The organism is Musicola paradisiaca NCPPB 2511 (assembly GCF_000400505.1).
Taxonomy (GTDB): Bacteria; Pseudomonadota; Gammaproteobacteria; order Enterobacterales; family Enterobacteriaceae; genus Musicola; species Musicola paradisiaca.
The window spans coordinates 459,129-468,931 of record NZ_CM001857.1 but is presented as its reverse complement, the minus strand read 5'-3'; the positions used below and the strand labels follow the sequence as shown (position 1 = coordinate 468,931).

At 48.6% G+C, this 9,803-nt stretch carries 12 protein-coding genes; 6 read left to right on the top strand and 6 right to left on the bottom strand.

What is annotated here, in order from left to right; genetic code table 11:
• Nucleotides 1–363 precede the first annotated feature (363 nt).
• Complete coding sequence (locus DPA2511_RS02270; RefSeq protein ID WP_012764077.1) at nucleotides 364–900, top strand: gamma carbonic anhydrase family protein; 537 nt, start codon at nucleotides 364–366, stop codon at nucleotides 898–900.
• Here DPA2511_RS02270 and DPA2511_RS02265 read toward each other — a convergent pair.
• From DPA2511_RS02265 to dprA, 6 genes are read right to left on the bottom strand one after another with little or no spacing between them, the layout of a single operon-like run.
• Nucleotides 894–1,151 (bottom strand): DUF1488 family protein, encoded by a 258-nt coding sequence (locus DPA2511_RS02265; RefSeq protein WP_012764076.1) that lies wholly within the window; start codon nucleotides 1,149–1,151, stop codon nucleotides 894–896. The genes DPA2511_RS02270 and DPA2511_RS02265 overlap by 7 nt on opposite strands.
• Nucleotides 1,148–1,975, bottom strand: coding sequence for a shikimate dehydrogenase (gene aroE, locus DPA2511_RS02260; protein WP_012764075.1), 828 nt, complete (start codon nucleotides 1,973–1,975; stop codon nucleotides 1,148–1,150). Before aroE ends, DPA2511_RS02265 begins: the two co-directional genes overlap by 4 nt.
• 22 nt (nucleotides 1,976–1,997) lie before the next feature.
• On the bottom strand, nucleotides 1,998–2,567 hold the full coding sequence (gene tsaC, locus DPA2511_RS02255; protein WP_012764074.1) for an L-threonylcarbamoyladenylate synthase type 1 TsaC: 570 nt from the start codon (nucleotides 2,565–2,567) through the stop codon (nucleotides 1,998–2,000).
• Nucleotides 2,560–3,117, bottom strand: a complete 558-nt coding sequence (locus tag DPA2511_RS22555; RefSeq protein ID WP_012764073.1) for a DNA topoisomerase family protein — start codon at nucleotides 3,115–3,117, stop codon at nucleotides 2,560–2,562. Before DPA2511_RS22555 ends, tsaC begins: the two co-directional genes overlap by 8 nt.
• A 20-nt stretch (nucleotides 3,118–3,137) precedes the next feature.
• On the bottom strand, nucleotides 3,138–3,608 hold the full coding sequence (locus DPA2511_RS02250; RefSeq protein ID WP_012764072.1) for a DUF494 family protein: 471 nt from the start codon (nucleotides 3,606–3,608) through the stop codon (nucleotides 3,138–3,140).
• Complete coding sequence (gene dprA, locus DPA2511_RS02245; RefSeq protein WP_012764071.1) at nucleotides 3,580–4,713, bottom strand: DNA-protecting protein DprA; 1,134 nt, start codon at nucleotides 4,711–4,713, stop codon at nucleotides 3,580–3,582. Before dprA ends, DPA2511_RS02250 begins: the two co-directional genes overlap by 29 nt.
• Before the next feature lie 111 nt (nucleotides 4,714–4,824).
• Here dprA and def point away from each other — a divergent pair, with 111 nt between their 5' ends.
• From def to mscL, 5 genes are all read left to right on the top strand, one after another.
• Nucleotides 4,825–5,337 (top strand): peptide deformylase, encoded by a 513-nt coding sequence (gene def, locus DPA2511_RS02240; protein WP_012764070.1) that lies wholly within the window; start codon nucleotides 4,825–4,827, stop codon nucleotides 5,335–5,337.
• 29 nt (nucleotides 5,338–5,366) lie between these two features.
• Nucleotides 5,367–6,308, top strand: a complete 942-nt coding sequence (gene fmt, locus DPA2511_RS02235; protein WP_012764069.1) for a methionyl-tRNA formyltransferase — start codon at nucleotides 5,367–5,369, stop codon at nucleotides 6,306–6,308.
• A 60-nt stretch (nucleotides 6,309–6,368) separates the two neighbouring features.
• Nucleotides 6,369–7,664 (top strand): 16S rRNA (cytosine(967)-C(5))-methyltransferase RsmB, encoded by a 1,296-nt coding sequence (gene rsmB / locus DPA2511_RS02230; protein ID WP_012764068.1) that lies wholly within the window; start codon nucleotides 6,369–6,371, stop codon nucleotides 7,662–7,664.
• A gap of 48 nt (nucleotides 7,665–7,712) precedes the next feature.
• Nucleotides 7,713–9,089, top strand: coding sequence for a Trk system potassium transporter TrkA (gene trkA / locus DPA2511_RS02225; RefSeq protein WP_012764067.1), 1,377 nt, complete (start codon nucleotides 7,713–7,715; stop codon nucleotides 9,087–9,089).
• Nucleotides 9,090–9,179: 90 nt separating this feature from the next.
• Nucleotides 9,180–9,587, top strand: a complete 408-nt coding sequence (mscL, locus tag DPA2511_RS02220; protein WP_012764066.1) for a large-conductance mechanosensitive channel protein MscL — start codon at nucleotides 9,180–9,182, stop codon at nucleotides 9,585–9,587.
• Nucleotides 9,588–9,803: the final 216 nt, after the last annotated feature.

The window sequence follows — 9,803 nt, the reverse complement described above, 5'->3', positions numbered from 1 at the left end:
TTCGTTCCGAAGTGTCCTGCGAGTGCCCACACAGATTGTCTGATTAATTGTTAAAGAGCGCTGCGACCGGCCTCAGCCTGCTGTCGCGAGGTGGCGTATACTACGCCTTCCTCATTCGGAGTCAACGACTTTTTTTAGCCTTTCTCCGTCCTGAACCGCGCTGGCGTTCCGCCGTTGCCGTCTCAGTGGAAGCGCATTATAGGGATCCGAACGGACAGCACAACCACTTTCTCGATCTTTTCTTCCATTCGCGCATTTTTCCACCCATCCGTTGAGTTATTACGCAGGTAAGGCTATTTTCAGAACGAAAAACTGATCCTTATACGATCCGCCTCTACATGTACTGATATGGAGTTGCTTAAAATGGCTGACATATTTCGCTCAATTCAGGGAAAAAGACCGATTACAGGCGAACGGGTGATGGTTGACTCATCAAGTATCATTATTGGTGATGTTGCACTGGCGGACGATGTCAGTATCTGGCCATTGGTAGTCATCAGAGGGGATGTGAATTTTATCCGTATCGGCGAGCGTAGCAATATTCAGGATGGAAGCGTCTTGCACGTCACCCATCGTTCAGAAAAAAATCCCAATGGGAACCCGCTTATTATAGGAAAAGACGTCACGGTGGGTCATAAGGTGATGCTGCATGGCTGCACTATTGGCAATCGAGTGCTTGTCGGCATGGGTTCTATTTTACTGGACGGGGTTATCATTGAAGATGACGTCATTATTGGCGCGGGAAGTTTGGTATCCCAAGGGAAAACGCTGGAAAAAGGTCACTTATATCTCGGTAGTCCCGCTAAAAAAATCCGACCACTGACAGAAGAAGAGCGGGAAGGGCTGATTTATTCTTCAGACAATTATGTACTCTGGAAGGATAACTATCTGAATCAATAAACCACGAAGCGGCCAGTCTCATCATCCTGCTCATTTAGAATTTGTCGCTCAAACAACTCTTCAATTTCCCAACGGTGTTCGCGGAACAAGGCAATCCACTGTTCCGCATACTCCCCGCCATAACGTGCCTTTAGCCCGCTGGCATACATAACGCACTGCGCTTGAAAACCGTTAATCAACACAGGAAAAATAACGGAATCGGACGCTTCATCCCATTCATCGCGATCGGGAAAATGAATCGTCTGATTCACGACATAAATTCCAATTTCAGTTGTCGAATGACAGGCTCAGTCTGCGGCATGACGCCATGCCACAAGTTAAATGCATGAGCTGCTTGCCAGACCAGCATCCCTAGCCCATCAACGCATTTATCCGCCCCCTGCTGTGTACACCATTGCAAAAACGGAGTCGGTTCCGGTAAATAAAACATGTCGTAACAGCGAACATGAGCATTAATCAACGAGGGGGGAAGATCGGGGATATTGCCGTATACACCTGATGAGGTTGCATTGATGATCAGATCGAACATTTCGCTCGTCAGCGATGATTGCGGCAACGCGCGTATGTTTCCTTGTTCACTGAAATGACTGGCCAGCATTTCTGCTTTATCGAGTGTTCTGTTGGTGACAATCAAAGAACAACCATAAGCTAGCAAAGGTTGGATCACCCCACGCGCGGCACCACCAGCCCCCACCAGCAGTACCCGATCACCAGGCTGTATTAGCCCATTTTGCTGCAAGTCACTCAGCAGACCGATACCATCAGTATTGTCACCAAATAATGTACCATCCGCCATTTTTTTTACGACATTAACCGCACATGCCTCGGCAGCTCGCGGACTCAGAGAATCTACCACGACGCAGGCACGTTCTTTAAATGGTGCGGTAATATTGGCTCCGGCTGCGCCAGATTGAAAATATGCATGGAGGTACAGCTCAAACTCATCAACGGGAGCTTGCAACCGTTCATAGTTCAATAAAATACCCGACTGCTCTGCAAATAACGTATGAATACGCGGAGACTTGCTATGCGCGATAGGGTTACCGAAAACAGCAAAAGATTGATATTCAGACACACGTAACCTCTTGAATTTGCGCTTATCCCCGACGCAATTGCGCACCAGTCAAAGCATCACGAATTTCAGACGGGTTCAGCCTTCCTCCTACTTTTCCCGACAACACTGGGAAGTTCTTACCAAACTGGCTAAGAACATCCTCTGCCGTGCGACACGGCGCCTCGCCACTTAGATTGGCGCTTGTCGACACTAAAGGTTTTCCAAACGCCAGACAAAGTTGTTTTACCAAAGGGTGATCGCTAACCCTAACAGCCAGGGATGAAAACTGCCCGGTTAACCATTTGGGCGTCTGTGCTTTTGCTGGAATTACCCAGGTTACTGGACCGGGCCATGTTGAGAACATCCTTTGCTGCTGTATGTATGAAAGCGCAGAGACGTCAATGTAAGGTTCCACTTGCGCGAAGTCGGCGGCGATCAGGATCAGCCCCTTTTCCCACGGACGCTGTTTCAACTGCAATAAACGATTTACAGCTACTTCGCTGTCAGGATCACAACCGAGTCCAAATACCGCCTCTGTCGGATAAGCAATAACCTGCTCTTCACGAAGTTTTTTTAACAACTCCGATAACTGTTTTGATACTAATTCACTCATCTTGATGCTTTTCTGAGACCATCACCGGTTTTCCACACAATTTACTGGCACAGCAACGTTTAACGCCCTGTGCCGTCTTTTTTTCTATCAGCAACGGGTAATGACAGTATTCACATACTCCAGCCACAGGTCTGTAATTCAATGTGAATTGACACTCCGGGTATCGTTCACAGGAATGAAAGGTTTTTCCATACCTTGATTTTCGCTGCAACAGACGGCCTTTCCGACATTGAGGACAGGTCAGAGTCGTTTCATCCGGCCGGTCAATCATTTCAGTGTGATCACATTCGGGATAATTGCCGCACCCAACGAACATGCCATATCGCCCCTGCCGCAACACCAAAGTCGCCCCGCACTCTGGACAAATCTGTCCATCAAGCACCTTCACGATATGGCCATCGGCATAGGCCTTTAACGGCCGGATATAGTCGCATCCGGGATATGCCGAGCACCCAAGAAAAGCGCCATGAGAACCGTTTCTGATAACGAGAGCGGCGCCGCATTGGGGGCAATCCTGCTGTCGCTCAGCAAAACTCATCGTCTTAATCATGGCTGCCCCGATAATGCCGATTACTGCAGATAGCCTTCATTGGGTTCAAACAAAAGATCTTCCATTTGCTGGTAAGCATTCTCGCAACCAGGCACATTAAACAAGACCATCAGGATAACCCATTTCAGATCTTCAAGATCAAACTCCAGCGTCTCAAGCGCCATAACCCGATCAATCACCATCTCGCGAGTTTCCAGATTCAAAACCTGGATCTGCTCAAGAAACAGCAAAAAACCCCGACATTCCGTGTCCAATCGCTGTACTTCTTCCGCAGTATAAATACGTAGCGCACGCGGATCGTTCGCCAGATTTAAAGGGGCCTGTCCATCCTGCAAATCAGCCAGCTTTTCCAACCACTCCAACGCGCTATAAATATCTTCGCGATCAAAACCAGCCTTGGTGAGGTCATCAGTTAACGTATCCTGATCGACTCGCATTTCAGTTTCGTTGTGGATGTAGGTTTCAAACAAGTACATGAGTACGTCGAACATGGCATGCCCTCCTTATTCGGACATAGCCGCCGGGTACTGCTGCGATCCACCCTGCTAACTCCAGATCCAATAGTTTACTGACTACTTCTGGCACAGGTTGGCCGGCGCGTTCAGCGACAACGTCAACGGGTGTAACCTCGTCCCCTACGTTAGCCAACACGTCAGCAAATGGCAATTCCAGTTCAGCCTCCGGTGAGCAAATAATTTCCTCATCGTTCTCGCTTGAAATATCTGGCAACCATTGGAGTCCATTATGAAGCTGCTCAAGTACATCTTTCGGATGAGTCACCAAATAGGCACCTTGTTGAATCAACCAATGCGTTCCTTCCGTCATCGGATTTCCTACCGGCCCCGGCAGCGCAAAAATATCCCGGTTTTGTTCCAAAGCATAACGCGCCGTTACCAGCGAACCACTGCGCATTGACGCCTCGATAACCAGAACGCCAAGGCACAGCCCACTAATTATTCTATTTCTTCTGGGGAAATTAGCCGCGATCGGTGGCGTTTTTAACAGGAATTCGGAAACAATGGCGCCGCCGTTTTCTACAATAGCGTCCGCCAACGCAGCATGTTTCTTGGGGTAGATTTGCCTCAACCCGCTGCCGAGAACAGCAATGGTTTTTCCCCCGGCATCCAGCGCCGCCTGATGCGCTATTCCGTCAATACCGACAGCAAGCCCACTGGTGATGATAAGTCGATTAGCCGCTAATTCTCGGGAAAAAAATCGTCCCCACTGTTCGCCGTAGTTACTGTTGTCGCGACTGCCGACAACCGCAATCTGGGCTGAAGAAAGGGTGCAGTCATCCCCGCGTACAAAAATAAAAGGAGGGGGAGAACTTATCGAAGCCAACAAAGGCGGATAACTTTCTGAGCCGTATGTCACAAAATGACAATGAGAATCTTCCAGCCAGCGCTCGACATCATCTGACTGGCGACGATCAAAAGCGATGAAACGGGCTGTCTGGCGGTCATCCAAACCGCTGGCTCGCAAAAAATCAACGGCGCTATCTCGTTCACGCATTATTCGTTTGACCAGCCCAACCACTTTGTGGGCGCTCAATCCCTTTATAGATGCCACACGCAACCAGATTTCCGTGTCCGTCATACTGTATCGTTCCCAAGCGCCCAATGAAGGCTGATGCTGTCAATCAGGACTGGATATGTCTAGAATAGAAATCAGAGCTTTTTCACCACTTGGATACAGATCTCAACATATATGTCAGTTTTGCAGGTATTACATTTCCCAGACGAGCGGCTACGCATAACCGCAAAGCCCGTAAAAGAAGTTAATGCAGACATTCAGCGCATCGTGGACGATATGTTCGACACCATGTACGCAGAAGAAGGCATTGGGTTGGCCGCGACACAGGTCAATATTCATCAGCGGATCATCGTGATTGACGTGTCAGAGGAGCGAGATCAGCGCCTCGTTTTGATCAATCCAGAATTGCTTGAAAAAAGCGGTGATACGGGGATTGAGGAAGGATGTTTGTCTATCCCGGAAACCCGGGCATTAGTTCCCCGCGCCGAGCGCGTTAAAATCCGCGCATTAGACAAGGACGGCAAGCCTTTTGAGCTGGAAACCGACGGTTTATTGGCTATTTGCATTCAGCATGAAATGGATCACCTGGTCGGCAAACTGTTTGTGGATTACTTGTCGCCACTAAAACGTCAGCGTATCCGCCAGAAGCTGGAAAAACTTGATAGACAAAATAATCGGATACAGTAACAAACTTATACTCCGGGCAGGAAAATCACGTGGCTTTACGCATTATTTTTGCAGGAACTCCTGACTTTGCAGCGCGTCATCTTGACGCGCTGCTCACATCACGACATGAAATTGTTGGCGTATTTACCCAACCGGACAGACCGGCAGGGCGAGGAAACAAGTTGACGCCAAGCCCGGTGAAAGTGCTGGCAGAATGCAAGGGAATACCTGTTTTTCAGCCCAAGTCACTCCGTCCGGAAGAAAATCAACAGCTCATCGCCGCACTACAAGCCGATGTCATGGTCGTCGTGGCATATGGCCTGATTCTTCCCCAGACCGTATTGGATATACCCAGACTCGGGTGTATCAATGTCCACGGTTCGTTGTTGCCCAAATGGCGTGGCGCCGCACCGATACAGCGTTCGCTCTGGGCCGGAGATGCAGAGACCGGTATTACCATAATGCAGATGGATGCAGGTCTGGATACAGGGGATATGCTTTACAAGATGGAGTGCCCAATCCTGCCGGATGATACCAGCGCAACACTCTACGACAAACTGGCTGAGTTGGGCCCGCAAGGATTACTGATCACTCTGGAGCAGTTAGCTTCCGCTCAAACCAAGCCAGAACCTCAGAACAATGCGCTTGCCACCTATGCGGAGAAACTCAGCAAAGAAGAAGCCCGGCTCGACTGGCAGCTCTCCGCAGCACAATTAGAACGTTGCATACGTGCGTTCAATCCCTGGCCCATGAGCTATTTCACAGTTGATGATCAGCCGCTTAAAGTATGGAAAGCTGAAGCGCTTGATATCAAGCACAACAAGCATCCCGGAACCATCATTGATGCGAATAAGCACGGCATACAGGTTGCAACCACTGACGGTGTTCTGAACATGCAGATGTTGCAACCATCAGGAAAGAAAGCAATGCCGGCGCAAGATCTACTGAACTCCCGTCGGGAATGGTTTGAATCAGGCAAGGTATTGGCCTGATATTGCCTGTGCCGATAATAAAATCGGCACACTCTATACACCCACACCACTCTTATTCTCATGAAAAGCAAATATAATCTTCGCAGTATCGCTGCAGCAGTCATCGCTCAGGTGCTGGATCACGGGCAATCGCTCAGTCAGTCACTTCCGGCCGTTCAACGAGACATTGCGGAAAAGGATCGCGCTTTACTGCAGGAGCTTTGCTTTGGGGTATTGCGCGTATTGCCTCAGCTTGATTGGTGCATCGGTCAGTTGATGGCGAAACCGCTGACAGGCAAACAGAGAGTGCTGCATTACTTGTTGATGGTCGGGCTTTATCAACTCTTATATACCCGTATTCCCCCACACGCGACATTGGCTGAAACCGTAGAAGGCGCAACAGCACTGAAACGCCCACAGCTCAAAGGATTGATCAACGGTGTCCTGCGCCAGTTTCAACGTCAACAGGAAGAACTGGTACAGAAGATGCAGAAGACTTCCGCCCTCCATGCTCATCCCGAATGGTTGCTGACCAGATTAAAAAAAGCCTATCCGGAGACATGGCAGGATATTATCGACGCAAATAACCAACATCCTCCGATGTGGTTACGGGTCAATCGCCAGCACAACGAACGGGATGGCTATATTGCTCTATTGCAGGAACAGGGGATCCCGGCATCGAAGCATCCCGATTATCAAGATGCCATCAAGCTGGACACGCCCTCCCCAGTCACTTCTCTGCCGGGTTTCGAGCAAGGATGGATCACGGTTCAGGATGCATCAGCCCAAGGCTGCGCTTATTGGCTTGATCCACAAAACAATGAAGATATTCTCGATCTCTGCGCCGCTCCTGGGGGGAAAACCACCCACATCCTGGAAATTGCGCCCAAAGCGCGAGTCCTCGCCGTTGACGTAGACGAGCATCGGCTTGCCAGAGTGAAGGAAAATCTTCAGCGTCTACGCCAGCATGCGGACGTGCGGCAGGGAGATGGACGAGTACCGGAAGAATGGTGCGGCGACAGCCAGTTCGATCGCATCCTACTTGATGCGCCATGCTCTGCGACCGGAGTGATTCGACGCCATCCCGATATCAAATGGTTACGTCGAGACAGTGATATCGTCGAACTGGCAAATCTTCAGCGAGAAATTCTTGACGCTATCTGGCCTCGCCTGAAAATCGGTGGAACCTTGGTCTATGCAACCTGTTCCATATTACCGGAAGAAAACCAACAACAAATTATTTCATTCCTGCAACGCCACGCTGATGCTGTACTAAGAGAAACCGGTTCACCAGAAAAACCAGGCGTTCAGAAGTTGCCTTCACCGCAGGATGGTGATGGTTTCTTCTACGCAAAACTGATAAAAATCGAACATTAATGCAACACCTGCGTCAGACGCAGGTGATCCCATACGGCAGAGACAACGATGAAAATAATTATTCTTGGTGCTGGTCAGGTCGGCGGAACTCTGGCAGAAAATCTATCTGGTGAGAATAACGATATTACCGTCGTTGACACCAATACGGCGCGTCTGCGTCAGCTTCAGGATAAATTCGATCTCCGTGTCGTCACCGGTTATGCCTCTCATCCGCGCATTCTGCGCGAAGCCGGCGCCGAAGATGCGGACATGCTGATTGCAGTAACCAATTCAGATGAAACGAATATGATTGCCTGCCAGATTGCCTATTCGCTCTTTAACACGCCCAACCGTATTGCACGTATACGTTCGGCCGAATATATCCGCGAAGAAGAACATTTGTTTCATACCGAAGCAGTGCCTGTCGATCATCTGATCTCACCTGAACAATTAGTCATTGATAATATTTATAAACTCATTGAATACCCCGGCGCTCTGCAAGTTGTAAATTTTGCCCAGGGAAAAGTCAGCATCGCCGCAGTTAATGCTTATTACGGCGGTCCACTAGTTGGAAATGCTATTGCAACTATGCGCGAGCACATGCCGCATATCGAAACCCGCGTCGCGGCAATCTTCAGGCATGATCGACCGATTCGGCCGCAGGGTTCCACAGTGATTGAAGCGGGTGATGAGGTCTTTTTTGTTGCCGCATCACAGCATATCCGGGCGGTAATGAGCGAAATGCAACGTCTTGAAAAACCCTATAAGCGCATCATGATCGTCGGCGGAGGAAATGTTGGTTCAGGGCTGGCGCTAAAACTGGAAAAAGATTACAGCATCAAGCTGATCGAGCGAGATCCACAACGCGCTGCAGATCTGGCCGAACGTTTACAAAATACTATCGTATTCCATGGCGATGCCTCCGATCAGGAATTATTGGCGCAAGAGCACATTGAGCAAATCGATGTATTCATCGCTATAACTAATGACGACGAAGCGAATATTATGTCTGCCATGTTGGCTAAGCGAATGGGGGCCAAAAAAGTCATGGTGCTCATACAACGTCGTGCTTATGTAGATCTGGTGCAAGGGGGAGCCATCGACGTTGCCATATCGCCACAGCAGGCCACTATTTCGGCACTACTCAGCCATGTCAGAAAAGCAGATATCGTGAACGTCTCATCACTGAGAAGAGGTGTCGCTGAAGCTATTGAAGCCATTGCTCATGGTGATGAAGGAACATCTAAAGTGGTAGGCCGCATGATCGAAGACATCAAACTACCGCCTGGCACTATTATTGGGGCGATTGTTCGCGGCGAAGATGTGATTATTGCAAATCGCAATACGCAGATCGAACAAGGCGATCATGTCGTCATGTTCCTGACCGATAAAAAATACGTCTCCGACGTTGAACGACTATTCCAGCCCAGTCCATTCTTCCTTTGAAGTTATAGGGCATTTACCAAAATTTCCCTATTGATAGCAATTTTTCAACCGGCTATTAAAATAATTATTATTGCCATCAGGAGAAATCAGATGAGTATTATCAAAGAATTCCGCGAATTTGCTATGCGTGGCAACGTTGTTGATCTTGCCGTTGGGGTAATCATCGGCGCCGCATTTGGAAAAATTGTTTCATCATTGGTATCGGATATCATCATGCCTCCCTTAGGCTTGCTGATAGGCGGGATAGATTTCAAACAATTTCATTGGGTGTTACGTGAGGCTCAAGGGAATATACCTGCAGTCATCATGAACTATGGCTCATTTATTCAGAACGTCTTTGATTTCATCATTGTTGCTTTTGCTATTTTCATTGCGATCAAATTAATGAATAAGCTGCGCCGCGGCGAGAATGAAAAACTGGATACCCCGCCAAAAACCAGTGCGGAAGAGAAACTGCTTACAGAAATAAGAGACTTATTGAAGCAACAACCGAAATAAATACAACAGTGATTATTTGCATTAGTCGCGACCAGATCTGACATATCAGCTTGAAAGAGTGAGAGTTACCGGTTTTGATATGGGTGTCGAATCCTTATACAAAACACTAGAGGTAACTCTCATGTTGCATACTAACAATCCTGTCATCAAACACAAAGCGGGTTTACTGAATCTGGCCGAAGAACTTGGTAATGTTTCGAAAGCCTGTAAAGTCAT